General features: G+C 42.2%; 14 protein-coding genes and 1 pseudogene. 2 read left to right on the top strand and 13 right to left on the bottom strand.

Annotated features, from left to right (window positions below; genetic code table 11):
* Positions 1-26 precede the first annotated feature (26 nt).
* From ACTNB8_RS05835 to ACTNB8_RS05820, 4 genes are all read right to left on the bottom strand, one after another.
* A complete protein-coding gene (locus tag ACTNB8_RS05835; RefSeq protein WP_441053086.1) occupies positions 27-11,171 on the bottom strand; it encodes a leucine-rich repeat protein in 11,145 nt (3,714 codons plus the stop codon).
* Between the two features lie 174 nt (positions 11,172-11,345).
* Positions 11,346-12,431, bottom strand: coding sequence for an aspartate-semialdehyde dehydrogenase (gene asd, locus ACTNB8_RS05830; protein WP_296157413.1), 1,086 nt, complete (start codon positions 12,429-12,431; stop codon positions 11,346-11,348).
* A gap of 105 nt (positions 12,432-12,536) precedes the next feature.
* Positions 12,537-13,916, bottom strand: coding sequence for an argininosuccinate lyase (gene argH, locus ACTNB8_RS05825; RefSeq protein ID WP_441053084.1), 1,380 nt, complete (start codon positions 13,914-13,916; stop codon positions 12,537-12,539).
* Between the two features lie 94 nt (positions 13,917-14,010).
* Complete coding sequence (locus ACTNB8_RS05820; RefSeq protein ID WP_441053082.1) at positions 14,011-14,625, bottom strand: epoxyqueuosine reductase QueH; 615 nt, start codon at positions 14,623-14,625, stop codon at positions 14,011-14,013.
* A gap of 137 nt (positions 14,626-14,762) precedes the next feature.
* On the opposite strand from ACTNB8_RS05820, the gene ACTNB8_RS05815 reads away from it, so the two are divergent.
* Complete coding sequence (locus ACTNB8_RS05815; protein ID WP_441053080.1) at positions 14,763-15,575, top strand: ABC transporter ATP-binding protein; 813 nt, start codon at positions 14,763-14,765, stop codon at positions 15,573-15,575.
* Positions 15,523-16,317: an ABC transporter permease gene (locus ACTNB8_RS05810; protein WP_441053078.1), complete on the top strand. Its 795-nt coding sequence runs from the start codon at positions 15,523-15,525 to the stop codon at positions 16,315-16,317. Before ACTNB8_RS05815 ends, ACTNB8_RS05810 begins: the two co-directional genes overlap by 53 nt.
* Positions 16,318-16,390: 73 nt before the next feature.
* Here the strand turns inward: ACTNB8_RS05810 and ACTNB8_RS05805 are convergent, their stop codons facing one another.
* The 9 genes and pseudogenes from ACTNB8_RS05805 to ACTNB8_RS05765 all read right to left on the bottom strand — a co-directional run bounded on the left by ACTNB8_RS05805 (position 16,391) and on the right by ACTNB8_RS05765 (position 25,782).
* A complete protein-coding gene (locus ACTNB8_RS05805) occupies positions 16,391-16,498 on the bottom strand; it encodes a 1,3-beta-galactosyl-N-acetylhexosamine phosphorylase C-terminal domain-containing protein (RefSeq protein ID WP_441053126.1) in 108 nt (35 codons plus the stop codon).
* Positions 16,449-16,616, bottom strand: a complete 168-nt coding sequence (locus ACTNB8_RS05800; RefSeq protein WP_441053124.1) for a lacto-N-biose phosphorylase central domain-containing protein — start codon at positions 16,614-16,616, stop codon at positions 16,449-16,451. The genes ACTNB8_RS05805 and ACTNB8_RS05800 overlap by 50 nt, the downstream gene beginning before the upstream one ends.
* Positions 16,617-16,652: 36 nt before the next feature.
* Positions 16,653-16,865: pseudogene (locus ACTNB8_RS05795) on the bottom strand (1,3-beta-galactosyl-N-acetylhexosamine phosphorylase N-terminal domain-containing protein); the annotation flags it as partial.
* A 55-nt stretch (positions 16,866-16,920) separates the two neighbouring features.
* Positions 16,921-19,332 carry an EAL domain-containing protein gene (locus tag ACTNB8_RS05790; RefSeq protein ID WP_441053076.1) on the bottom strand — a complete coding sequence of 804 codons (2,412 nt, stop codon included), beginning with the start codon at positions 19,330-19,332 and terminating at the stop codon, positions 16,921-16,923.
* Positions 19,333-19,364: 32 nt separating this feature from the next.
* Positions 19,365-21,128: a hybrid sensor histidine kinase/response regulator gene (locus tag ACTNB8_RS05785; RefSeq protein ID WP_441053074.1), complete on the bottom strand. Its 1,764-nt coding sequence runs from the start codon at positions 21,126-21,128 to the stop codon at positions 19,365-19,367.
* Between the two features lie 124 nt (positions 21,129-21,252).
* Positions 21,253-21,906 carry a DUF3786 domain-containing protein gene (locus ACTNB8_RS05780; protein ID WP_441053072.1) on the bottom strand — a complete coding sequence of 218 codons (654 nt, stop codon included), beginning with the start codon at positions 21,904-21,906 and terminating at the stop codon, positions 21,253-21,255.
* Between the two features lie 120 nt (positions 21,907-22,026).
* On the bottom strand, positions 22,027-23,907 hold the full coding sequence (locus tag ACTNB8_RS05775; protein ID WP_441053070.1) for an extracellular solute-binding protein: 1,881 nt from the start codon (positions 23,905-23,907) through the stop codon (positions 22,027-22,029).
* Positions 23,904-24,737, bottom strand: coding sequence for an ABC transporter permease (locus ACTNB8_RS05770; RefSeq protein ID WP_296157396.1), 834 nt, complete (start codon positions 24,735-24,737; stop codon positions 23,904-23,906). The genes ACTNB8_RS05775 and ACTNB8_RS05770 overlap by 4 nt, the downstream gene beginning before the upstream one ends.
* Positions 24,709-25,782, bottom strand: coding sequence for an ABC transporter ATP-binding protein (locus tag ACTNB8_RS05765; protein WP_441053068.1), 1,074 nt, complete (start codon positions 25,780-25,782; stop codon positions 24,709-24,711). The genes ACTNB8_RS05770 and ACTNB8_RS05765 overlap by 29 nt, the downstream gene beginning before the upstream one ends.
* Positions 25,783-25,913 lie beyond the last annotated feature (131 nt).

Genomic DNA, 25,913 nt, shown 5'->3' with positions numbered 1-25,913 from the left:
AAAAGAGGCCTTTTATTTAAATCTGTTTATTTTACAGTTACTGTTACAACTTTCGTTATCTTTCCTGACTTCACTGTTATCTTTGCTGTTCCTTTCTTTCGTGCTGTTACTTTACCTTTACTGTCTACTGTTAAAATCTTCTTATTGGAAGATTTGTAGGCAATCTTTTCTTCACTGCCGGAAGGAACTTTTCTGGCACTGATCTTAAAGCTTTTACCTTTCTTCAGAGTCTTTGTCTCAGGAACATTACGAAGATCTGTCGTGGCTGTTTTCGGAACAATAATCCGGACGGTAAACTTCTTCTTACCGGCTTTTACTGTGATCTTTGCTGTTCCGGCCTTCTTCGCTTTCACTATACCTCTGCCTGTTACTGTTGCCACTTTCTTATTTGAAGTTTTGTAGGAAATTTTATCCTGCGAAGTCAGCGGTATCAGTATAGGTGTCAGATTGATCTTTTTGCCTTTCTGCAGCGTCATTCCTGAGGAAATGCCCGTAATTTTTGAAGTTTTGACTTTTGCCTTCCCTACAGTAATATTAATCATTGCTTTTTTACCGCTTGCCAGAGTTACTGTTACCACAGCTTTTCCTGTTTTCTTCTGAGCGGTGATTTTTCCGCTTCCATCAACTTTTACTACGGCTGTATTGCTGGAAGTCCAGGATTTTACATAATCCCCGGCAGCAAGATTGCTGACTTTTACAGCTTTTGTAATCTGTCCGGTCTTCATCGGAAGTGATGTGGCATTCAGGCTGATGGTCGGAGTCAGTTTCGGGATTGTTTCCGTACGTTTCTGTCCACAGCCTTTACAGCTAAATGTACGGATTCCGGCAGCCAGTGCAGTCGCCCGCTTCGTTACAGCACCTGTATTCCATGCATGTACATGCGGCGGTGTATGCGTTGGAGTTACTGTCGGCTTATCTTCACCCGGTTCAGGTGTTTCTGATGGAATCGGTGCATCTGACGGCGTCGGTGTCGCTGTTGGATCAGGTTCTTCTTCCGGCTTATAGGAGTTATGGATCAGAACAACTTTGCGGTTATTATCTGTATCGGTCTCTTCAAGTTCTGAGATAACTTCTACATAAAGTCCTCCATCACCCATCTCACGGTCAATACCGAAACTGATATCCCTTGTGTCACCTGCTTTCAGTTCGTTAATATCCTTTTCAAGAAGTATCTTTTCTTCTCCGGAATCTGCTGTATTGCCCTCGTCGGCTACATTTTCATTTATCTCTGTAATCTTAAGCTTCAGAGCACCTGAATCAACGATACCATTATTTCTCAGTGTAACTCGAAGACCTGTACCATTTTCATCATCACCTATGTACTCTGCTGCCACAAGTTCTGTATCTCTCATGGCATTTCCAATCGCACCTGTATTATCAGTAAGATCAATGTCTGTCTGACCATCTGCCGATTTCAGCACAAGGTAATATTCCTCGCCCTGATACTCTGCCGGTACTGTCCATGTAATCACATCTGTATTACCTATTTCAGTTGTCTTTTCGGCAATGACGCTTTCGCCCTTTTCATCTGTACTGATCACTGCATGTACAGATGTCACCGGTACTGTGCCTGCGCTTTCCCAGGTAAAAGAAGTGTTCAGTTCTGCTCCGCCATAGAGCATTCCATCTGTATCAAACTCAGCCAGTCTGACATTTACTCCTGGCTTTACTGTTGCAGTTTTCAGATTATAAACAATGTCAGAACTTGCATTCATCTGCTGATAGATCAGTCTGAGCCCACCATCTTCTGTCACATTTACAAGCGGAGCTGTGCAGACACCATCTGTCTCTGCTGCCTTTACAGGTTCTGAGAAACTGTTTCCGTCCTCGGAAAATGCAACATATATTCCTGCACTGTCTTTTGACGGAGTCCAGGCCAGAAGCAAACTATTCTCTCCGAATTTTGAAACTGTGATCTTTTCAACAGAATCCAGCAGGTTGCTCTTAAGAAGCATTTTCTCCCTTCCGTCTTCATAACGGAATATCTGAGAATCGCTGACATAATATACAGAATTTCCCAGCTGTATCGGTGAATAAACTGTTTTTGACGGGATCATTTCCATCTCGCTCCAGCTGTTTCCATCGTAAACGGAAATTCCTATCCTTCCTTCACTTGAATCATCAATGATCTGTGCCGTCAGTCTGTACTGACCATTTACAGTACTTACGGACACTGATGTAAGGTCATAATACTGTTTCGGAATTCGGATCTCACCATTGTTTACAGTGGCTCCATTTGCCGTCTCAACAAACTTCAGTGAATCCGGATTCTGTCCCGAGGCATTCTCTGTGTTCGCGTTATTTGTGATCCAGACAGTCATCTCTGAGGAATCTTTTGAAGCACTGGAAGGACTTACAATAAGTGTTCCGTCAGATGCTGCCTCTGTCATATGCCAGCTGTCTGTTTCCGGGTCATAAGATGCTTTATAAACAGCCATATTGCCATAAACTTTTTCCACGATCTCGCTGTATGTACATTCTGACATATTTGTAAGTTTTTCTTTCATATTCATCCATGTCAGTTCAGCACCTTTATCTGTTGCCGTAAGTGACGGATACATACCGGAAGTGCCATCATTCTTTATGGATTTCGGTTCTGACCAGTTTCCATTACTATATCTGGCGTAATACAGTTCAACCGGATTATTTTTATCTTTACTCTGACTGTAATTGGTAAATACCATCAGTGTACTTCCATCTGGAAGAGTAACTGTCTGCGGACTGATGTCATAATAAACATCTGATGCAAGTTCTTCACCGCTTCCGATCCATTTGCTGTTTTCGGTTCCGATATCCGTTTCATACTGTGTGTCGTCTTCGCTGCCTGCCGCAAGCATTTCACGCATCATAACTCTTGCATTTGTACTGTTCTGCGGATATATCTGGTACTCTTCATCCAGCCATTTACCTTTATGTTTAAAGAAAAGAACATTTCCTTCCCAGCCCAGTTCTGCAGTTGCAAGTACCTTAAATAGTGGCATAAATCCAATACTTCCCCCGATCTCAAAATAAGCACCGAGAGATGCCAGATCTTTATCTCCCACCATTCCACCGGCTGCTCCCTTTAATTTCACGCCAATCTTTCCCTCATTGAATTCAAAATATTCGTTGAGCTCATCAAGAGTCTTATTTCCAATAGAAGTCCTGAACAACTGCATTTTCAGGCTTCCATCGCCCTCCAGACTGACATCCGCATATGAAAGCAAACTCTTTGCTTTCATCAGAGGTTGCTTGTATGTTCCCTTTGCAGTTCCATATACAGTCATATCCCAGTTATTCTTTACCGTACTGTACGCAAGCACGATATCAACCGTAATATCACCGATGATTCCACCGGTTTTTTCATTGTCATAATCTTCGTCTGTCTTGACGAAAAGGAGTTTCTTTTCCAGATTACTGAGTTCTCCGGCTTCATCTAATTTTGAAGTATCTCTCTTTGTCAAATGAACCGACAGCGTCAGTTTTCCCGACGTATCATACTTTACTGAAACAGGAAACTGCTCTGCTTTATTCATTACCAGCAGATATTTTTTCATCATATCTTTTATTGCCGAAGCTTTTTCGTCTGTAACATATTCATCAAGATCCACACCGGGCAGGAATGACACTACTTCTGACACTTTATTGCCATCGTCTTCATCAAAGCCGTACTTGAAGATAAGTTTGAACAGTGAATCTGATTCAATTGTAACATCATCAAATTGGACAGGTTTTGCAGATTCATTCAGCTTATTCAGTTTTATAACACAGTTATTCAGGAATTTCGGCCGTTCAATCACCATAAAGTGGGCACTCTCGGGTACAGTAGTATATTTTTCGCCATCCTTTACCACATTCAGTCCGAAATACAGTTTATCTCCGGCCTTCATATCCTCTGCATCCATTATGAAAATGTCGGAAGTAATTGATCCGGTTTTTCTGATCTCACCATCTTTCTGGACTATCTGATAATAATACGATTCAAATGTTTCTTCGTTTCGCATCACTCTGTCCAGTTCAAATGTTAGTTTTCCTTTCACATTTCCTTCGGGCAGTATTACAATATTTCCCAGTGAATTTGAACCGACATTGTTCCACTTTTTACTGATATAGGAATGACCATCACTGTCATCTATGGATGTATAAATCGTCTTCTCACAGATATCACCGCTCATGGAAACAACCGCAAGTTGTGTTGTGTAGCCTTTCTTTTCTACAGTTACGTTTACTTTTCCTGTTGGGATATATGCAAGCTCAGCCACACCCTTTTTGTCTGTAACTGCTGATTTTCCTGCTGCAGTAACTGTTGCGTCTTTTACTCTCCTGAAGCCACCGCTTCCATCATCCGTCAGCACAGTGATTTTCAGAAGTCCGCTGCTGGTCGTTGAGCCACGGCCCACAACAGAAAGTTTTGTAAGGGCACGGCTTGACCAAAAGGTTATATCATAAGCCTTATAATTTACTTTCTTATCATCATCCGGCTCCTGATCATCTGTGTCATACCCGGGCATCCAGTCCCTAATCTCATACCCTTTAAGTACATACTCACCATTCTGATCAGTTACAAAACTGGCCGTATAATCTGTTTTCAGATCAGGTGTATGGTCTTTTATATATGCATCGGTAACCTTTACCTCCATTGATGCAGGCTGAAGTATTCCGTTCTCATCCTGTCTGTAGGACTTTATCATCAGGTCCGGCATTGTTGCTGATATTTTGGTATCCTTCCATATTTCAAGAAGAGAGATCTGTTTTCCTGCTTTTCCTGTTTCCGAATCATACTCATATATTTTTATTCTATCCGGTGAAATTGTCAGAGGATCCACGGTTATGAAATTAGTGTTCATTTCCACTCCGGACAGTTTTTGCAAAATCTGATTCTTCAGATAAAGTGGTGAAGATGAATTCTTCATCAACATTTCCCAGTCTTCACGTTTGATTATATAATCAAACCAGATTTCTTCTCCTGGTTCCAGAACATCAGGACTTGTATCTACGGAGTCATAGCCCTTCGTCTTGAAGCTTCTGACAAATTCCACATTTTCAAGTTTGATCTTTGGATAATAAACAGGAGCTTTGTCTTCATTTCGGAAACCTACACGGATCGCACCATCTATATATTCAAGAATCGCACTTTCTGTCATCACATCCAGCCAGAGATGTTCGCCGCCTCTGACTTCCACAGGATTTTTTGTGACAAAGTTAGCCTTTACCTGTACGCCAAAATCACGCAGGGTTCCCTCAAAATCAGCCGAGAGATCGTAAGTTCCAGGTTCATCACCACGAAGGATCCACTCTGCTGTTGCAGACTGCTGGCCTTTCAACGTACCGATATTTACCACAGGATCTGATGTGGTCCTGTTTGTATCCATAAGAGTCAGACCTTCCGGTACATTCAGGGTTGCAGAGCAGTTATCAAGGCTGAACTCTTCTCCTGCCTGATTCATCACATAAAGTTCCACATCAAAGAAGTCTTTCAGCCAGCTGCTGGTTCCCGGAATATCAATGACAGCAACTACCGGTTCCGGTTCTTTCGGCAGAGTGGCACTTTCACTTCCTCCCGGCTGTCCGCCTGGATTATTGTTACTGCTGCCGGTTCCGAAGCCGCCTCCGCCGCCTCCCCAGCAGTTTACAAAATCAACAGTAATAACTCTGTCACCGATTTCAAACTGTTCAGGATCTGAAAGTTTCTTTCCTTCAGAGTTGATGACAGCTTCTGTTTCTATCACCTCTTCTTCATAAGTAAGCTGGATCTGGAATTTATATACCTGCTGGTTTGCAGGATCATCCACATCTATGCCTGCAGCCAGGATCTCTTCCAGAGTCATTCTATGAGACTTCAGTTCACCTACAACAATATCTTTATGTTCTATCGTAAACGTAATCTTTGTCACAGCGTTTGCGTTTACCTGAACATCCTTCTTGGCAGGGAGGTATCCTGATTTGTAAACACCTATCGGCATACTTCCTGACAGACAGGAGATGGTAACTTTTCCCGTGGTATCTGTATTATTAACTGTCATTTTTTCGGAGCCCAGATCTGCATAAACACCGGCCTCTGCTACAGGTGTTCCATTTTCATCAAGAACCGTGACTTCCACGTTTCCGACCACCTGTTTTTCCCTGATGCAAACTTGAAGTTCTGCTGTTCCCTCATTTCCTGCCTCATCTCTGACAGTCAGTTTTACTGTATAAATTCCGGTCTCATCATATGCATGGGCCGGTTTCATCAGCGAAGAAGAACCTCCGTCACCAAAGTCCCAGCTATACGAAACAAAACCTCTGTCATCAGATGAATTCTCTGCTGAAAATGCCATCTGCATTCCGATCTCACCTACTGTATCACCGGAAATATAAGCATACGGAGCAGTTGTATCCTTTTTTTCGGTGCCTTTTGGGATGAAAACAGTTACTTCATCACCTACTGCAATATTCTGTCTGGCATCTACAGCCTTTACTTTATAATAATAGGTTACTCCATCCTGTGCACTGATATCTGTCCAGGTATACTCTGCCAGATCTTCCGCTGCTTTCTGGTAAATACAGCTGTAATTGTCTTCAGAAGCAGCCTTTCTGTAGACCATAAATCCCGCCAGATCTTCTTCCTGACCGGAAGTCCAGTGAAGAACTACGTTTCCATCTGCCGGAGATGCGTCCAGAACGGGAGCTGCCGGAGGAACCAGATCTACCTGATATTTTCTTGTAAAAGTATCACTGATATTGTTATTTCTGTCTACACAGGAAATCCTGATCCAGAGCTGATCTGTTGCTCCTGTATCAACCGGTGTCAGTTTCAGATCAACAGTGTCTTCCTGTTTTTCCAGAAGAATATCATTAAGATCCACCCAGTTTTCCCCGTCAGTGCTGTATGCAGAAGAAAATGTCTTAATCTGGTCATTATCCCCTACCAGTGCACGGATCCGGGTGTTTTTACCAAGTACATATTGTTCAGAAGGTGACACACTGTAGATCACAGGCTTCTCAATATCTACAGGAATCTCCACTTCTGCACTGTCACTTGATTCACTGGTATTTCCAATCTGATCATATGCCTGAATTTTGTATGTGTATTTTCTGCCAAATTCCACACTGTCATCTGTGTAGGCTGAAGTTCTGCTTATAACAGCAATCTTTACGTATTCACCGTCTTCTTCCGCACGGAAAATATTATATCCATCCAGATCTGTTTCCAGCCCTGCACGCCATGTAAGTCTTGCTGCTTTTCCTTTCGCCTGTACCTTCAGATTTAACGGAACAGCTGGAGCAGTCCTGTCCAGAACATACTGTACATACGGTGCTGTTTCATCGCTGCTGCTCGCATTACCGGACAGGTCACTGACGATTCCTCTTACATAAAAATTTCCTTCCTCATAAGAATCTGTATCAATATCGCAGTATACTACTGCACGTCTCTGCTGGGAATTAAGTGGAATCTCCTGGTAATCTTCCCATGTTTTCCTGTCCGGAGAAACCTGAACAAGAAGCTTCCCGAAACCTGTATCATCAGATAGCGTGAACTGCATCTTAAGGATTCCACGAAGACAGTAAGGCTCCGGGGCAATGTCCGAAACAACGGGAGAGGTAATGTCTTTTTCTGTTGTTGCAATAATGGTATCAGACTCTGTTCCCCTGTTTCCATAAATATCGTAGGCAACTACGCGGAATTCGTATGTCTCTTCAGGAAGCTGATTTTCGATATACATACCTCTTACATAACTGGTTGTTCCCACAGACAGCCAGCTTCCGTCCGACTGTAACTGTTCCACCTGGAAATAATCAAAGTCCTCATCTGCCACATCATCCCAGGAAAGGGTGATAACTGACGCAGTTGCTGTATAAGAAAGATTCTGTACTTTTTCAGGTCCCTGATTGTCAATTGCATACTGATAGACAACATCGCTGTATGCTGTATTCTGATGGATATCTTCAGCAAGAAAACGGACTTTTACTGTTTTGGCATCTGTTTCTGTCGTGTCAAAAACAAGTTTTGCGTTTCCATCTGTAGATACTTTATCCGCTGCTGTCCAGTTTTCTCCATTATCTGTCGAGTATTCCAGTGTAACAGAAGCGACACCTTTGTTATCTGTTGCTGTCAAATGAAATTCCTGTTTTCCATGGATCACACTTCCGTTTTCAGGTCTGACACTTACGATCTGCGGCGGTATCTTGTCCTGTCCCGGTTTACAGCTCACCGGACCTGCTGCCTCAGACATCTGATCAAATCTGTCCACTGCATAAATCTTATAGAAATATTCCACATCTTCTTCTACATTTTCATCTGTAACAGAAGTCACGTTCCTGTCAGAAACAGTCATGAGATATGAATACTCTTCTTCGTCTGCTGTCTTCCGGTAAATCTCATATCTTACAACATCTGCTTCCACTGCCGCATGCCAGCTGAGGATATTGGTAAGATTGTCAGCCTTTACCGAAAAATCACTCACCATTGTCGGTGGTGTCCTGTCGATCTCATAAAGAAGTTCTTTCTGGATTCCATAATCATCAAGTGAAACCTTAAGCATATATTCTCCGGTTTCTATATCACTGAAATCCATCTGAAGTTCATATTCAGATTCTGTATAATAAGAAAATGCATGAACTTTTTTCTCATATAGAATTTTTTTCTGTTCTCCGGTTGCCTTATCTGTCCAGGTAAATTCAAACGGAAGTTCCACATCACCATTTACTTTCAGTTTTATGGTATAGCTTTTACCGCCTATTGTGGAAGCATTCACAGGCTCCGCGCTGTTAAATTTGCAGACATAATAATTTGTCCAGCCATATTTTCCTGCAAGCTCACTCCAGGTATCTCCCTCCGGACACCATATCTTCAGATTTTCTGTACCCTCAAAGCAGTCTTCCGCAACTGTTTTTGTTGTAACAGAAAGATAAATATCTCTTAAAGATATACAGTCACGGAAAGCTCCTGAGTCAATTCCGGTGATCGTTGTTTCACCGGATACAGACGGAATCAGGATATGTTCCGGACTTCCGGTATAACCAACGATCATGCCATCTTCTTTTCTGTATTTCACAGAGCCATTGTCAGCTGTAAAAAATCCGTATCCGTAATATTCACTGCACTGGTAATATTCTGTTTTCCAGTTTTTCCATTTCGGAACTGTCCAGCCATAACGGCCCTCTACCACATACAGCGTCAGATCCGAAGACCGTGGTATCGCACCACCGGAAATTTCCGGTGCGTCCCCTTCAAAATAAACAGCTGTAAGAGAAGTACAGTAGCTCAGCGCAGCTGCCTGTATAGTCTTTAAAGTTTCCGGAACAGTAAGTTCTGTAAGTAATGTGCAACCTGAAAAAGCCCAGCTACCGATTGTCTCAAGTACCTTCGGAAGTCGGATCTCCGTAATCTGATTACAGTTCCGTGCTGCTTTTGATTTAATCTCTACTGTTTCATCTGCCACAGTAAGGATTCCTGATTTCGCTGCCGGAACTTTCAGAAGGATTGTTTTATCCTGATTATAAAGTACCCCGTCTTCTGCTGCGAAATTCGTATTGCCCTCTGCAACAGTAATCGTTTCAAGGGTCTTACATTTATCAAAACAGCCTGATGCAATATTCGTAACTGCAACATTCTGGATTGCTGCCGGAATCTCGAATGAAGAAATATTTCCGGTGACTTTTGTGAGTGTTTCTGTCTTTTTGTTAAAGACAGCGGTTGCCTCTCCGATCTCTACTGTGATAACCGTATTTTCTTCTGCATCTAATGTAAAAGGTTCTGCCTTCAGCCCGTCCCACTCCGGTGTTGTCCAGCCATCTTTCCCTTCGAGGTAATGAAGGACCAGTTCCCAGGAACCAGTTACCCAGCCCTCTCTCTCAGGAAGTTCAGGAGCTGCCCCGTAAAACCAGATATCATTCAGAGAGCCGCAGTTCCAGAATGCTTCGTCACGTATTCTGGTTACACCTGCAGGAATATGGATTTCCGTGAGATTACAGCCATAAAAACATAATGCAGGAATTTCTGTAATCCCGGATGGAAGGTTGATCTCAGCAAGTCCACTCTTATAAAAACAAAATCCACCAAGCGAAGTCAACGTATCCGGAAGTTTCAGTGATCTGAGACCTTCACAGCCATCAAATGCATGTCCGCCTACAGACACCAGGTTATCCGGAAGTTCTACTTTATTCAGCATAAAATCGTAAATAAATGCCTCATCAGGAATTTCTGTAATTCCGGATGGAATACTTATTTCAGTCAGCTGGGTACAGTTTGCAAAAATACCACGACCTATTTTTGTCAGGCTTTCCGGCAGATTTATATTTTGCAGTCCATTACAGCCGACAAATGCATTTATTCCAATCTGTTCCAGTCCCTCCGGAAGCACAACTGTCTCAAGAGCATCACACTCATAAAATACACTATCCGGCAGTTCAGTGATCTTACCGGGAATAACCATCTCGGTCAGTGATTTACATTCATAAAACGCATTCTCTCCAATCGTTGCCAGGCTGTCCGGCAGTGTAATGTCTTTAAGTTTAACACAGCCATTGAATACATCTTTGCCGATTGTTTCAAGGCCGCTTCCGATATTTACTGTTTCGAGTGAGGAGCAGCCTGCAAAGGCACCGTCACCGATTTCTGTATAGCTGTCTGGGATAGTTATTGACTTAATTGCAGTGTTGTCTTTGAAAGCGTCCTTATAAATTGTTGTCAATTGTTTCCCGTTCACCTCAGACGGAAGAACAACCTTCTCCGGATTTCCCTTAACTCCTAAAACAATTCCAACCTCATAATCAACCTCGAGTTCGCCCCCGTCATCAAGCGGTATTGTAGCTCCTCCCGGCAGCGGAATCCCTGATATATCGGGAATGGTTATTCCACCATCATCCGTAGGGATCGGAATCCCGGCAGATGTAGGAAGCGGTATCCCGGTGATATCCGGCAACTCAATTTCTCCCTGAGCTATTGTAGGTTTCGGCGGTACAATTACAGACGGTGTCACTGCTGTTTCTCCGTCTGAAGAAAAATCCCCTGCGTCTTCTACTGTCAGTTCCTGTTCTTCCTCATCATCGGAAACTTCCAGTTCATCACTGAATTCTTCTGAATCTCCTGTCGCACTCTCTTCCTGTACTGCAATCTCATCTCCTGCATAAAGAGAAACAGGCATGCTGGTGATAACTGTTGCAGCACACAACAGAATACTCAGCAATCTATGTACTTTTTTCTTTTTCATACGTAATAACTCCTTCCTTTTTCTTATCTATCTCCTTCTGTTTTTTCGATATCACTTAATTCCAAGTATATCATAACTTCTTTTTGTTGTAAGTAAAATAAAATATCTTTTTGTACGAAAAAAAGCACCCTCGCCGCTTTATGCAGCAAAGGTGCTTCTGAACTTATTCATTTATTATTTCTTTGTGATGTATCCTTTTGCTTTCAGGGTTTCTGCACAGAGAACAGCACCGCCTGCCGCACCTCTTACAGTGTTGTGAGAAAGTCCTACGAATTTGTAATCATATACTGTATCCTCACGAAGACGTCCAATGGAAACGCCCATGCCGTGTTCGTAGTTTACATCTTCTGTAACCTGCGGACGGTTGTCTTCTTCAAGATACTGAATGAAATGCTTCGGAGCACTTGGAAGGTTCAGTTCCTGTGGAACACCACTGAAGTTTCTAAGAGCCTCGATCAGCTGTTCTTTTGTAGGTTTCTTACGGAATTTAACAAATACAGCTGCTGTATGTCCGTTCAGTACTGGAACACGGATACACTGGCATGTGATAACCGGCTCAGTAGCAGGTACGATCACACCGTCTTCTATCTTGCCCCACAGTCTCAGAGGTTCTTTTTCACTCTTCTCTTCTTCTCCGCCAATGTAAGGAATGATGTTGTGTTCCATTTCCGGCCAGTCTTTGAATGTTTTGCCTGCTCCGGAGATTGCCTGATATGTTGTGGCAACTACTTCATATGGCTCAAATTCTTTCCATGCTGTAAGTACCGGTGCATAACTCTGGATAGAGCAGTTAGGTTTAACTGCGATGAAACCTCTCTTTGTTCCGAGACGTTTCTGCTGATATTTGATAACGTCAAAGTGTTCCGGGTTGATTTCCGGCACTACCATAGGAACGTCCGGTGTCCAGCGATGTGCGCTGTTGTTGGAGACAACCGGTGTTTCTGTTTTTGCATATTCTTCTTCGATAGCCTTGATCTCGTCTTTGGACATATCTACTGCTGAGAATACAAAATCAACTGTGGAAGCGACTTTTTCTACTTCGTTTACGTTCATAACAACGATCTTCTTAACAGCTTCCGGCATCGGAGTATCCATTTTCCATCTTCCGCCTACAGCCTCTTCATATGTCTTGCCTGCACTTCTTGCACTTGCAGCAAGTGTAACAACTTCAAACCACGGATGATTTTCAAGGAGAGAAATAAATCTCTGTCCAACCATTCCTGTAGCACCCAGAATACCAACTCTCAGTTTTTCGCTCATAACAACTGTTCTCCTCATTATTTATATTTTGATATGTCTTTTCTACGCACACATCTGTTTTTCTTGTACATACTATACCACTTTGCATAAAAATGCAAGAGGTTTTTAATTATTTTTTAAATATTCCCTGTTCAGTGCTATGATCTGCTCCATCACTTTCGGTCCCGGAGCACCATAAGTTTCACGTTTTTCCACACAGGTCTTCATACTGATTGCTTCATAGATATCCTCTTCAAATACAGGAGAAATTTTCTTATATTCGTCAAGAGAAAGCTCATCAAGAGAAATCCCCTTATCAATGCAGGTCAGTACAAGATGTCCTACAATACCATGTGCATCACGGAAAGGAACTCCATGATTTACAAGGTAATCTGCCGCATCTGTAGCATTGGTAAATCCGTTTTTTGCACTTGTCTCCATAACATCTTTGCGGAATTCCATAGTAGATACCATGCCTGTAAAAAGAGCAATACAGCCTTTTACTGTATCAATAACATCAAATGTCAGCTCCTTATCTTCCTGCATGTCTTTGTTGTATGCAAGAGGAATTCCCTTCATGGTTGTGAGCATGGAAGTAAGCGCACCGTAAACACGGCCTGTTTTGCCTCTTACCAGTTCTGCAATATCCGGATTTTTTTTCTGTGGCATGATGCTACTTCCTGTGCTGTAGGCATCATCAATCTCCACGAAGCGATATTCGTTGGAGTTCCAGAGGATGATTTCTTCACAGAAACGGCTGAGATGCATCATAACAGTGGACATTGCTGAAAGAAGTTCGATCACATAATCTCTGTCAGATACGGAATCCATACTGTTTCTGGTAGGTTCATCAAATCCGAGAAGCTCTGCTGTATAAAATCTGTCCAGCGGATAAGTAGTTCCGGCCAGTGCACCGGCACCGAGAGGACAGGTGTTCATTCTCTTACGGATATCTGCCATACGGCTTCTGTCTCTGCGGAACATCTCGAAATATGCGCCCACATGATGAGCCAGTGTCACAGGCTGTGCTTTCTGCAGATGAGTAAAGCCCGGCATGTAAGTATGGATATTGTTTTCCATGATTGTCTGAAGGGCTTCCAGAAGCTTCTTCAGTTCTTCATCAATCTCTTCGATCTCGTCCCTTACATAAAGCTTCATATCAAGGGCAACCTGGTCGTTACGGCTTCTGCCTGTATGAAGCTTCTTACCAGGATCTCCGATACGGTCGATCAGATTTGCTTCAACGAAGCTGTGAATATCTTCGTACTCTGACGTGATTTCAAGCTTACCTGATTCTACGTCAGCAAGGATGCCGTCCAGGCCCTCAAGAATCTGATCTCTTTCTTTCTCTGTAAGGATTCCCTGTTTTGCAAGCATCTTGACATGTGCTTTACTGCCACGGATATCCTGTTTATAGAATTTCTGGTCAAATGAAATTGACGCATTAAAATTGTAAACCAGCTTATCTGTTTCTTTTGTGAAACGTCCGCCCCACAACTGTGCCATCTGTCTTCCTCCTTGTTGTGTCGTACTGCCTTCCCAACTGTAACTGCGGTACACACATAAAATATCTATTAGTTTATCACATTCCAGTGAGAAATCAAAGAGCAGATTTTGAAAAAACACATCCGCAGTAATTCTGCCTGTACAGATCATGCTCATGCGACAGTTCAATAGAACGTTTATATCCGTTCTTTTTCTTAAAATCTGACGGCAGGTGTGCCACTCCATAAATCTTCGAAAGCTCTTCTCCGATCTCATTTATCTTTTGCGCATTTTTCAGCGGACTGATGGAAAGTGTAGTTGTAAAATAATCATATCCTCCCTCTATTGCCAGCTGCACAGCCTCTTCCATGCGTAGTCTGTAACAGCGAAAACACCGTTCACCACCTTCCGGAACTTTTTCAAGCCCTTTTGCCATCGCAAAAAATCTTTCCGGTTCATACTTTCCTTCAACAATCGTTACCGGATGTACATAATCCATCTCGCTTACCAGGCGCCGGATTTCCCTGACCCTTTTCTGGTACTCCTCCTCCGGTGAAATATTGGGGTTATAAAAGAAAACCGTAATCTCAAAATACTGCGAAAGATATTCCAGTACATAACTGCTGCATGGTGCACAGCAGGCATGGAGAAAAAGTTTCGGTACCCTGTTTTCTTTCTGTATATTTTCAATAAGCTGATCCAGCTCTCTCTGATAATTTCGTCTGTTCAATCCTCTTCCTCTTTTCTTCAGGTATTACTTTTCAGCTTTTCCTGATACCTGTATATCATAGCACATGAACTGTCTTTCGCATATCTTAAAATATAGATTTAAAATAATCTATGAAATCACGACTTTGGAGGTATAGTATGAAACCCCTTCTGGAGATCAGAGATATTTCTCTCTCTTATCATACGATTGAAGGAGAAACTCCTGCTCTTTCCCATATATCCTTTCAGCTGATGCCAGGTGAATTTCTGGCAGTTGTCGGTCCTTCCGGCTGTGGCAAATCCACACTTCTGAATCTGATCTGCGGACTTACAGAACCGGAAGAAGGACAGATTCTCATGAATGGAACATCACCTGCTCCCGGAGATTCCCGCATAGGATATATGCTTCAGAAAGATCATCTTCTGGAATGGCGGAGCATCTATCAGAATGTATTGCTCGGCCTGGAAATACGCGGTGAAAAAACAGCCGACAAACTGACCTGTGTCGAAGAAATGCTGCATACTTACGGTCTTGGTAAGTTCCGCAATGCCAGACCCTCGCAGCTGTCCGGCGGAATGCGCCAGCGTGCGGCTCTTATACGGACACTGGCTCTGAAACCGGAACTTCTCCTTCTGGATGAGCCTTTCTCAGCCCTTGATTACCAGACACGTCTGAATGTCAGCGACGATATCGGACGTATCCTAAAAGAAGAACATAAGCCGGCTATCCTCGTCACACACGATATCTCTGAAGCCATCAGCATGGCTGACCGTGTAATTGTACTGACACGCCGCCCCGCATCCGTAGCACGAATTGTTCCAATCTGCTTTTCAATAGAAAACCGTACTCCTTTTAACTCCCGCAGTGCACCTGAATTCAAAAACTATTTTAATCTGATATGGAAGGAGCTTCAATCATATGACGCAGATTTCTCCTGCCCAAAGAAAATTTCTCCAAAAGATCCGACATGAAAAATATCTTATCACATTGTCCAGGATTCTTCTGTTCCTGGGCTTTCTGATTTTATGGGAAGTATCAGCCCGAAAAGGCTGGATTGATTCTTTTATTTTCAGCAGTCCCTTTGAAATATGGACTACTTTTTTCAGTATGATAAAAGATCAGTCGCTGCTTTCTCACATCGGTGTAACTGTAATGGAAACTCTTGTGAGTTTTGCATTTGTAGTGATTCTCGGTATCGGTACTGCTGTCTTTCTGTGGGCATGTCCGAAGCTTTCACTTGTACTGGAACCCTATCTGGTCACACTTAACAGTCTTCCGAAATCAGCGCTGGCACCTCTTCTTATCGTTTGGCTGGGTGCCAACGTTAAAACCATCATTGTGGCAGGTATGTCTGTCGCAATCTTTGGTTCTGTGATCAACCTGTATACCGGTTTCAGAGAAGCGGATCCTGAGAAACTGAAACTGATCCGCACACTTGGAGGAACCAAAAAAGATGAACTGACGAAAATCGTCCTTCCATCTTCTGTTCCTCTTATCCTGAGTGTCATGAAAGTAAATATCGGGCTCTGTCTGGTAGGTGTTATCATAGGTGAATTTATCGGTGCCAGACGCGGACTCGGATATCTCATAATATACAGCAGTCAGACATTCCGTCTCAGTACAATGCTTATGTCCATCATTATTCTGTGTGTGATTGCCATGGTATTATATGCTGTACTGAACTTTATCGAGGAACATGTACAGAGCAGATAAAATCAACGGGGGCTGTTGTTTCACTGAATTGAAACAGATAGCCCCCGATACTCATATTATTCCATTATAAAATTCAGATCTGATACCATCTGATCTCATTTGCTTCCAGATGAAGATCAAAACTACTTCCGTCACCTTTGTATACGACTGTTTTTGAAACTGTACGGGAGTCCGCTGATATAAACACCACGCCCCTTTCCAAAAGTCTTTACAGCCATCTGTACTTCCTGTTTTTTCTGGATAAGAATCTCGGTTTCAGGAAGTGCAAAGATATTTTTCTTTCCTTCGCCAAAATCCACTTCTCCATCTGCATCTTCCAGGATAAAGTGATCTTTATCTACATACTGATGAGAATCAAGAAAACAGCGAGGACGCTCAAGAGAATATGCCCTTGTCTTTGGCTGACGTACATCAAAAGTAATCTGCGGTTCTACATCCTTCCAGTCATTTACCACTGCATTATACATATGTACCGGATCCCACATAATATAAGCCAGGAAGCTTACCGTATATTCATGGAAAAGCTTCACAGATGTTATTACCACATCCAGATTGATTGGAATGGTAACTCTGCCTTTGTTCTGGCTCATTTTTGTTCCTCCGTTATATTTCCATATATAATTTTTCAAATTCACTGTACGGCAGTGGACGTGAGTAATAAAATCCCTGAATTTCATCACTGTCCAGCTTTTTCAGGGTTTCTTTCTGCTCTTTTTCTTCCACCCCTTCTGCCAGCACTTTCATTCCAAGCCCGTGTGCAAGCGCTATTGTATGACGGATGACCTGACGGCCTCTGTCATGATTAATAAAATCAACCAGACTCTTGTCAAGCTTCAGCACATTAAAAGGCAGCATATCCAGACTTGTCAGAGATGAATAGCCTGAACCAAAGTCATCCATATGAAGCTGAAATCCGGCCTGCACAAGTTTTTCTGTAAGCTCTTTGATTTTTGTATTATAAAGGGCTGCCGTTTCTGTCAGTTCAATCGGCACCGCAGAAAACGGAATTCCTGTGTCCTTTACGATCTCTACATATTTTTCTACCATACCTCTGTAATGCAGGCTGGCTCTGGACAGATTTACAGAAATTGGAATAATTTTCTCGCCATGCTCAATTCTCTGTTTCTGAATGGAACATACCTGTCTGAACATACATTCGTCCAGTTTCACAATAAGTCCATCCTTCTCATAAAGAGGAATAAACTCACCTGGAAATATCATAGTTCCATCCGGTTTTATCCAGCGAACCAGTGCCTCTGCTCCTGCGATCTTTTCGGTCTTTACATCGTATTTGGGCTGAAAATATGCAACAAACTCATTATTTGCAACTGCTGCTTCAAAATCATTTTCCAGCATACGGTCTCTGATATGTTTACAGCTCATTTCCTCATCATAAAAAGCAACCCTGCGTTCATAATCATCCTGTATACTCTTCATCGCAAGGAATGCTCTGTCACAGATCAGGGTTACAGGAAGCGATTTATCTATGTTGCAGTAAATTCCGTAATTAATAACAAGATTCGGTACAGGTGCATCTGCTGATATACTTTTTACTTTCTCATCAATATCCTCAAAAAATGAATCATGTTCTCCATATACGGCACATACATACTGGTCACTTCCATATCTTGAGATCAGACCGCCCCTGATATACTTCCGAAGCTGCTGACCAATATAGACCAGCACATTATCCCCTGTTTTTTCGCCGTAAACGCTGTTGATCCATTTGAAATTTCTGACATCGGCAACAATAAAAGATATCTCCTGATTACTGCGATAACGGATCAGGGTCTTTGCATGGTGAAGAAACGCCTGCTTCGTATAAAGTCCTGTCAGTTCATCATATTCCACAGCTGACAGCACAGCCGCCGACTCCCGGAACTTGATAACACTGTTCAGTCTGGCGATAACAATCCGCCTGTTATATGGCTTCGTAACAAAATCCACCGCTCCCAGTTCCAGACACCTTTCTTCATCTTCCTGCTTGTTACTTCCTGTTGTAACAATTACTGGTATAGAAGAAAGAAGGGTATCGTCCTTAATTCTTTCCAGGAATTCAAAGCCATCACATACAGGCATGCAGACATCAAGCAGCACTGCCGAAATATATCTGTAATACTCTGACAGAAGTTTCAGACCTTCTTCACCTTTTTCAGCTGTCAGTACATCAAAATCTTTTTTAAGAAGTTCACACAGAATTTCCCTGTTCAGCTCATTATCTTCTACCACAAGTACTTTGCGGCGACCTGCTGTGCCTTCAGGTTCCAGAAGGCCCTCCATCTCATACCGCTGCACATCTGAATCTTCATTTGCAAAAGCAAACACTATAGATTCAAAATTCTCCGCTTCTCCGACTCTGACACATTTCACGTAGAAATAATGAATTTCTCCATCTCTTTTTACTCTGTAGTGTACGGTAAACTGCGATGCTCCTGTCAGCCGCTGGCATGCATTTTCAAAAGCAAGCGCCTGCCGGAGTTTTCCCTGATCTTCCGAAAGCACATTCTGCTCTATATAAGCTCCAACAGCAGTTTCATAATCGTTATTTCTGTCAAGAGCTTCTTTTACGCCCATTGCATGACCTCTGAAACGATAGATCTGAACCGAACGGTCTTTGCGGTTCACGGAATATATATTACAGTAATCGCTTCCAAGGACATTGATCACACCAAGAAATCTCAGATCATCGTTTTTGCCCATTATTGTATCCGATAACCGTTCACTGTCCGCTACTACAGAAACTACCATTGCATAACCGCGCTTATGATTCCACAGTTCTGTCTCCACTGCATCTACTGATGCCAGAATTTTTCTCACAGAATCCAGATATGTTTTTGGTCCTTCAATTTTATTCAATACCGGGCATTCACTGCACGGCCTGTCATTGTTCATTACGCATTTATAACATTTCTCACCCTTTTTCAAACCGGGGTATATCTTCGCTGCCGTACGATTATAACTTACTACGTTATAGTCCTCATCGATTATGTATATCCCCGATGCGTTCCTTCCCATATTTTATCCCATTACCTCTCAATACACTTATATCAGACCTGCGCAGATTCTTCTCCATGCAGATGTTTATATAATATTTTTATCAGTTCTCTGACATCCAGCGGTTTTGACAGATGCGCCGTCATCCCTGCTGCCAGACAGCATTCCATGTCTGTTTTGAATGCATTTGCTGTCAGTGCAATAACAGGAACTGTCTGTGCGTCTTTTCTTTTCAGTAATCTTAATTTCTTTGTTGCTTCAATGCCATTCATGACCGGCATCTGTACATCCATCAGAATTGCCTGATATTCAAACAGTTCCGAATCATTAAATTTACGGATACATACATGTCCGTTTTCCGCACGTTCACAGGTAATTCCATAACTTTTGAGAAGTTCTTCTGCCACCTCATAGTTGAGTTCATTATCCTCGGCAACAAGAATTTTTGCGTTTCGATTTCTGAAAAACAGCCTATCCGTTTTTACCAGAAAACTGTCTTTTGTATCTTCTGTTTTATCTCTCCAGGGAATGATCAGTTCTATACGGAAGGTTGTACCTTTTCCAGGTCTGCTTTCTGCCTCTATGGTACCCTTCATTTCGTCAACGATTCCTTTTACTATAGAAAGTCCCAGGCCGCTTCCTCTGACCTCATTTACTCTGGTATCCACGGCACGGGTAAATTTGTCGTACATTTTCTGCATATATTCTTCAGACATACCAATTCCGGTATCACTGATAACAGAAACCAGTTTTAAATCAGTACTGTCCGGTATCTCCTCTTCAAATACTTCAAACCGGACCTCCCCGCCTTCAGGAGTATATTTGACTGCATTTGACAGAAGGTTCATATATATCTGTTTCAGCCTAAGCGGATCAAAAATAAGATATGAGTGGATAATATCATGAAAATCACATTTGAACCGAAGATTTTTGTCCATCTGGATTTCTTTCATTATGTCAAAATACTCTTCCAGAAATCCATGTATGGAAACCACCTCAGGATTCAGTGTCATCCTGCCGCTTTCTATTCTGGTCAGATCCAGCACATCATCTACGATCTGCTGAAGGAAGCTGCCTGCCGTACGTATTTTTCCAAGATATTCTGTTACCTTCTCACTGTCATCCACATGTTTTTCGGCTATCTCTGCAAATCCCATAACTGCATTCATAGGTGTCCGGATATCATGCGCCATGCGGGAAAGGAACTCTGTCTTTGCTTCATTCGCTCTGTTGGCTTCTTCTGCTATCAGCTCTTTGTCTGCAATTTCTTGTTCTTTATAAATACTGTCATAAGCACTTCCCAGATGTCCGCCTACAACAGCAAGAAGATTGATAAAGCGCCTTGACCTGTCCAACACTGGATTATCCAGTCCGATAAATCCCTTCAGGTCTTTCTGATGATACATTGGAAAAACAACTACCGTATGTACATTCTGCGGTTTCAGTATCTCATATTCCAATGGCATGATTTCTCTGTATTCATCGAGATTTTCAATTACAACACTGTCGCCCACGAGAAACTTGTCATGCCAGTATGGCATTTCACTGTCAGAAACAGACTGCAGATTATCAATCTGTGAAACCACTCCGTCTGCGCACCATTCATTTGAGTTTCGATATATCCCGGTTTCCTTTGAATATTCAAAAGTGTATACCCTGTCAGCCCTCGTATAATCACCTATGGATTCCAGCAAAAGCTGCAGTGCGCTGTTCAGCTCTTCAATATCTATTGCTCTGTCTATCAGTACCATCTGATGCAGTACGAGTTCCAGATCATCCAGTTTGGACTGAAGATTTTTTAATTCCGGTTCTTTCATATAAGTATTCCAACCCTTTTACTGTCATAAACGTCATGTTTTCTGTCATTGCTGACATATATTGTTAATTTCAGTATATCAAAGATATTCTGTGAGGACAACTGTTCTTTTTAAGCATTCCTGCTTACTGCATTCCGAAAGATTTCCCTTTAAGCGGAAGTCCCGCCAGCTCTGCCAGACGTCTCACTCCCATTTCTGCTGTGGAAACAGCGCTTTCCACATGATTGAAATCTGTCGCGCTGTAATCAAAGAGAATATTACTCTGTGCCTCAAACTCTTCATCTCTATCCCAGAAATAGAACCGCATGGGTACACAGTTAAACGCCTGAATTTCGTACCCCACGTCGCCCTGTGGGAGAACTTTTCCATTCAGCTTCTCAAAAGCCTCTCTCAGTTCTTCCTCATGGTCTGAAAAAGTTGCAGCAAATACATCTGTCACACCAATCTTATACGCAGGTCCAAACGGCCTTGCGCCACGCAGATCTGCAAAAGGCACCCATTTGTTCATAAAAAAAGCATCTGATTTCACGTATCCCAGAAGTGTATAAATATTGAGCATTTCTGTAACCTCCGGTTCCCGTTCCTCACTCATGCAGATAATACTTCCGTCTTTTTCGCTGACACCGAATTTCACCCCAAAGTGCCAGATCGTCATATAGTCTTTCTCTCTTTTTAATTCAGGCAGTCTCTTCATAAGCTCTTCTTTGTCCATAAGAAGAAACTTCTCCGCCCACTCCCCGCAAAGTTTCTGATAATTTGAAATTTTCTCTGTTTTCATATAAAATCATTCTCCTAAAAACCCCCAGGTTGAGTATAGTATATACACAGATACACAACTTGGGGGAAATTTTTCATTTTATTGAATTTTTACTATCATTTTATTTACAGCATTCAATTATCATGAAGATTTTACTTTATTCCAGAGATCTCCATATACCTGATCTGCTTCTGTACCAAGATACTGGAAGGTCTCCAGATTATCATACTGTGAAAGATCCGGGAATGCGATCTCACTGTTTCTGATATCATCATCTTCAATCAGTGCTCTTGCAGTTTCATTCGGTGTAGAATAAGTGATATACTCAAAATTCATCAGTGCAATATCCGGTCTGCACAGAAAGTTAATAAATTTCTCTGCATTTTCCTTATGCTCCGCATTCTTTGGAATAACCCAGGAGTCGATCCATATATTGGAACCTTCCTTCGGAATCACATATTCAAGATTCGGATTTTCTTTCTGTGTGTAAATTGCCTCACCGGAATAAATAACACCAAGCGCTGCCTCATTTCCGATCATCTTATCACGAACCTGATCAATAACATATGCCTGAACAAGAGGCTTCTGCTCGATCAGAAGATTTTTGGCCTCATTCAGTTCATCAAGATCTGTGGAATTCAGTGAATAACCCAGGTATTTAAGTGTGACGCCAAAAGCATCACGTACGGAATCCTGCATAAGAATATTATCTTTGTATTTCGGATCCCAGAGAATGGACCAGCTGTCTACCGGTTCATCTACCATGGTCTTATTATAAAGAATACCCACGGTTCCCCAGCAGTACGGTACGGAATATTTATTTTCCGGATCAAACTGCCGGGACTGATCCATATACTGCTGTCCAATGTTTTTGATATTGGGAATATTATCAAAGTTAATCTCAGTCAACAGGTCATTCTCGATCATTCTCTGAATCATATAGTCACTCGGGCAGACTACATCGTAGGCAATAGCACCGGAGCTTACCTTAGGATAAAGAATCTCGTTTGTCTCAAATTCCTCATAGACAACATCAATCCCTGTTTCTTTTTCGAACATTGTCAGAACTTCAGGATCAATATACTCACCCCAGTTATAAACTACAACTTTTTCTTTGTTAAGCATGTCACTCTTTTCTGCATAATAAAATCCACCGCCGATAAACAGAATACAGATGGCTGCCGGAATCACTCTACGGATCACGATATTTTTTACTCTGGAAGGCCTGCGTACTTTTTTCTTTACATTCACCTCTTCTGTTTCTTTCGGTGAATAATTGATCAGCAGAAGAAGGACAAGCACTGTCACAAACATAATCGTTGAAAGTGCGTAAATCTCAGGTTTGATACCCTTACGTACTTCTGTATAAATCTTCGTGGACAACGTATCGATTCCCGGTCCCTTCGTGAAATGTGTGATAACAAAATCATCCAGAGACATTGTAAAAGCCAGCATAAATCCGGAAAGAACACCAGGCACGATATCCGGGAAAACAACCTTGAAAAAAGCTTTCAGAGGTGATGCACCCAGGTCAAGGGCTGCCTCATATGTATAACGGTTCGTCTGTTTCAGCTTGGGTGCCACACTTAAGATCACATAAGGAATATTAAACGTAATATGGGCGATAAGGATCGTGCCGAAACCAAGTGTCATATGAAATGCAATAAAGAGAAGCATCAGGGAAACACCCATTACGATTTCTGCATTCATCATGGGAATGTTTGTAAGACCCATATAAAGTGTTTTCCACTTCTGTTTCATACTCTGGATTGCAATCGCTGCTGCTGTTCCTATAACGGTTGCAACTGCTGCTGAAACAAAGGCAATGATAAGTGTTGTATAAAAAGCACTCATGATCTGCTCATTTTTCAGAAGTTCCCTGTACCATTTCAGAGTAAATCCGCCCCACTTTGCCCGCGTCTTTGACTGGTTAAAAGACAGTACGATCAGTGTAACGATCGGTGCATAAAGGATTATAAAAATAAGGGCCAGATATATCTTCTGTAAATATTTTTTTATCAAAATGCTGACCCTCCTTCTTCTTTGTCATATTTTGCCACCATAGCCATACTTGCGATGATAAATACCATCAGCACAAGGGAAAGCCCGCTTCCCACATGCCAGTTGCTGTTCTGCTTGAAAGACTGCTCGATCACATTACCAATCAGAAGAATCTTGCCGCCTCCAAGGAGATCCGAAATAACAAAAGTTGTCAGTGCAGGTACAAAGACCATTGTAATTCCACTGATCACTCCCGGAATACTTAAAGGAAAAACGACTTTGCAGAATGTCTGTACGGGATTTGCTCCCAGATCGCGCGCTGCATTGATAACATTATTGTCAATCTTGATCAGAACGTTGTAGATCGGCAGTACCATAAACGGCAGGAAATTATACACCATACCGAGAATGATCGCATAAGGTGTATTGATGATCTCAAGCGCAGGCAGATGGAGAAAACTCAAAACGCTGTTAATGACACCGTTTTTTTCCAACAGTGTCTGCCATGCCAGTGTACGGAGCAGAAAATTCATCCACATCGGCAAAATAAAGATCAGAACAATGAAACTTGTCTGGCTTACCTGCTTCTGGCTCAGAATCATAGCCAGCGGATATGCAAGAACCAGACAGATAACGGTACTCAGGAATGAAAGAAGAATTGACATTCCAAGTGCCTTGAGATTTTCCGGTGTGGTGATCTGTGCCAGGTTGGAAAATGTAAAACTTCCTTCATCACTGGTAAACGCATAATAAACGATAACCAGGAGTGGAATCACCACAAAGGATACTGACCAGAAGAGGTATGGGCCGGCCAGTAAACGTTTATTCTTCAACATTAACCGCCTCCTCATCTTCAGATTCCGGTTTGTTCATGATCTGGATATCAAAAGGATCCACATGAATACTGACCTCCGATCCTACAGGGAACATGTCTGTGCTGTGCACCAGCCATTCATAATTGTTTGCCATAACTTCCATTTCATAATGGACGCCTTTGAAAATTAGATGCGTAACTACACCGTCAATACTTCCTTCACCAGGCTTCAGCAGATCAATATCTTCCGGCCGGATCACAACATCCACCGGTTTGTTCTGGCCGAATCCTTCATCCACACACGGGAAATTAACACCCAGGATCTTAACCATCCGGTCTTCTACCATAGTAGCGGAAATGATATTACTCTCACCGATAAAATCAGCAACAAAAGCATTTTCAGGCTCATTGTAGATTTTTTCAGGTGTACCGATCTGCTGGATATATCCCTGATTCATAACTACAATAGTATCTGACATGGTAAGTGCTTCTTCCTGGTCATGAGTAACATAAATAAAGGTAATACCCAATTCATTTTTCAGCCTGATAAGCTCATACTGCATATCCTGGCGTAATTTCAGGTCAAGTGCACCAAGAGGCTCGTCCAGCAGAAGCACCTTAGGCTCATTTACAATGGCCCTTGCTATGGCAATACGCTGCTGCTGACCGCCACTTAAGGAATCGGGCATACGTTTCTCAAAGCCGTCAAGATTAACAAGTTTCAGAGCATATTTGATTTTGTCATATATATATTGTTTGCTTTTATTTTTAATTTTTAATCCAAAGGCAATATTATCCGCAATATTCATATGCGTAAACAACGCATACTTCTGAAATACGGTATTCAGCTGACGCTTATTAGGCGGAAGATCCGTGATATCCTGTCCGTCAAAAATCACACGGCCTTTATCAGGTGTCTCAAATCCTCCAATTATACGAAGTGTAGTTGTTTTTCCACATCCACTTGGTCCCAGCAGAGTCAGGAATTCATTCTCCCTGATATAAAGATTCAGTTCATCCAGAACTGTCTGCATCCCGTAGGATTTGGAAATGTCGATCAGATCGATCAGCTTATTGCTCATTGGCTATTCCTCCCTAAAAAAATCCCCTCTTTTTCATTAGAAAAATATTTACAGTAACCATACTTTTGTATCATAAAAACGTGTCAATTACAATAGGCTTTGCACAATTTTAGCATATGCACCACCTGCAA

Origin of the sequence: Blautia sp. HCP28S3_G10, assembly GCF_052065235.1 — a bacterium.
In the GTDB taxonomy this organism is placed as follows: Bacteria; Bacillota; Clostridia; order Lachnospirales; family Lachnospiraceae; genus Blautia_A.
This window is presented reverse-complemented; position numbering and strand designations above follow the sequence as displayed.

Excerpts from the sequence above, each read along its gene's own strand:
- ACTNB8_RS05785 (WP_441053074.1), bottom strand. The coding sequence starts at position 21,128 with ATGAAAGAACCGGAATTAAAAAATCTTCAGTCCAAACTGGATGATCTG.
- ACTNB8_RS05790 (WP_441053076.1), bottom strand. The coding sequence starts at position 19,332 with ATGGGAAGGAACGCATCGGGGATATACATAATCGATGAGGACTATAAC.
- ACTNB8_RS05780 (WP_441053072.1), bottom strand. The coding sequence starts at position 21,906 with ATGAAAACAGAGAAAATTTCAAATTATCAGAAACTTTGCGGGGAGTGG.
- asd (WP_296157413.1), bottom strand. The coding sequence starts at position 12,431 with ATGAGCGAAAAACTGAGAGTTGGTATTCTGGGTGCTACAGGAATGGTT.
- ACTNB8_RS05815 (WP_441053080.1), top strand. The coding sequence starts at position 14,763 with ATGAAACCCCTTCTGGAGATCAGAGATATTTCTCTCTCTTATCATACG.
- ACTNB8_RS05810 (WP_441053078.1), top strand. The coding sequence starts at position 15,523 with ATGACGCAGATTTCTCCTGCCCAAAGAAAATTTCTCCAAAAGATCCGA.
- argH (WP_441053084.1), bottom strand. The coding sequence starts at position 13,916 with ATGGCACAGTTGTGGGGCGGACGTTTCACAAAAGAAACAGATAAGCTG.
- ACTNB8_RS05770 (WP_296157396.1), bottom strand. The coding sequence starts at position 24,737 with ATGAGGAGGCGGTTAATGTTGAAGAATAAACGTTTACTGGCCGGCCCA.
- ACTNB8_RS05835 (WP_441053086.1), bottom strand. The coding sequence starts at position 11,171 with ATGAAAAAGAAAAAAGTACATAGATTGCTGAGTATTCTGTTGTGTGCT.
- ACTNB8_RS05765 (WP_441053068.1), bottom strand. The coding sequence starts at position 25,782 with ATGAGCAATAAGCTGATCGATCTGATCGACATTTCCAAATCCTACGGG.